The sequence below is a fragment of the Arthrobacter sp. Y3221157 genome (assembly GCF_059089865.1).
Genome location: NZ_JBNHFD010000181.1, coordinates 1 through 1,837 on the forward strand (window position 1 = coordinate 1; position 1,837 = coordinate 1,837).

Annotated in this window: 1 rRNA gene; it reads left to right on the plus strand. The window is 54.3% G+C overall.

From position 1 onward, the window contains the following. Positions 1-264: 264 nt before the first annotated feature. Positions 265-1,837, plus strand: a 23S ribosomal RNA gene (locus AC5RTT_RS20460); the annotation flags it as partial.

A 1,837-nucleotide genomic window follows, 5' to 3' on the forward strand; every position in this document is an offset into this window, starting at 1 on the left:
TTTCCTGGGTTTGTTTGTTTCTGGTTTCCCTGCCATGACGTTTCATGCGCTGTTGGTTCCCTTTGTGGGGGCTGGGTGTGTGGGGTGTGTGGTGTGGGGTTGTTGTTTGAGAACTACATAGTGGACGCGAGCATCTTCCATGAAGAGCCCTTTTGGGTTTTTTGTGGGAAGCAATTTCCAAGAATTGGAACCTGGATCTGGCCGCACCGTTTGGTGTGGTTGGTTTTGTGGTTCTCTCGAGTGTTTTTGTTGTTGATCTTTTGTGGTCAAGTTTTTAAGAGCACACGGTGGATGCCTTGGCATTAGGAGCCGAAGAAGGACGTAGGAATCTGCGATAAGCCTGGGGGAGTCGATAACCGGACTGTGATCCCAGGGTGTCCGAATGGGGAAACCCCGCCAAGCGCGCGAGTGACTTGGTGACCCGTACCTGAACACATAGGGTGCGTGGAGGGAACGCGGGGAAGTGAAACATCTCAGTACCCGCAGGAAGAGAAAACAATAGTGATTCCGTTAGTAGTGGCGAGCGAACGCGGATCAGGCTAAACCGTTCCATGTGTGATAGCCGGCGGGCGTTGCATGGTCGGGGTTGTGGGACTTTCCATACCAGTTCTGCCGGGCTGGTGGGGTGTGATGTGCGCGCATAGGTGAACGGTTTTGAAAGGCCGGCCAGAGAGGGTGTTAGTCCCGTAACCGTAATGCGTTTGTGCCGCCTGTGAGAGTATCCCAAGTAGTACGGGGCCCGAGAAATCCCGTGCGAATCTGTCAGGACCACCTGATAAGCCTAAATACTCCCTAATGACCGATAGCGGACCAGTACCGTGAGGGAAAGGTGAAAAGTACCCCGGGAGGGGAGTGAAACAGTACCTGAAACCGTGTGCTTACAATCCGTCGGAGCAGCCTTGTAGCTGTGACGGCGTGCCTTTTGAAGAATGAGCCTGCGAGTTAGTGTTACGTCGCGAGGTTAACCCGTGTGGGGCAGCCGTAGCGAAAGCGAGTCTGAATAGGGCGTGTGAGTGGCGTGATCTAGACCCGAAGCGAAGTGATCTACCCATGGCCAGGTTGAAGCGACGGTAAGACGTCGTGGAGGACCGAACCCACTTCAGTTGAAAATGGAGGGGATGAGCTGTGGGTAGGGGTGAAAGGCCAATCAAACTTCGTGATAGCTGGTTCTCCCCGAAATGCATTTAGGTGCAGCGTTGCGTGTTTCTTGCTGGAGGTAGAGCTACTGGATGGCTAATGGGCCCTACAAGGTTACTGACGTCAGCCAAACTCCGAATGCCGGTAAGTGAGAGCGCAGCAGTGAGACTGTGGGGGATAAGCTTCATAGTCGAGAGGGAAACAGCCCAGACCACCAACTAAGGCCCCTAAGCGTGTGCTAAGTGGGAAAGGATGTGGAGTTGCTCAGACAACCAGGAGGTTGGCTTAGAAGCAGCCATCCTTAAAAGAGTGCGTAATAGCTCACTGGTCAAGTGATTCCGCGCCGACAATGTAGCGGGGCTCAAGTACACCGCCGAAGTTGTGGCATTCATACATGTTCTAAGCCTTTGTGGTTCAGGAGTATGGATGGGTAGGGGAGCGTCGTGTGGGCAGTGAAGTCGCGGTGGAAACCAGCGGTGGAGCCTACACGAGTGAGAATGCAGGCATGAGTAGCGAAAGACGGGTGAGAAACCCGTCCGCCGGATGATCAAGGGTTCCAGGGTCAAGCTAATCTGCCCTGGGTAAGTCGGGACCTAAGGCGAGGCCGACAGGCGTAGTCGATGGACAACGGGTTGATATTCCCGTACCGGCGAAAAACCGCCCATGTTGAACAGGGGATACTAACTGCCCGAGACCTGCC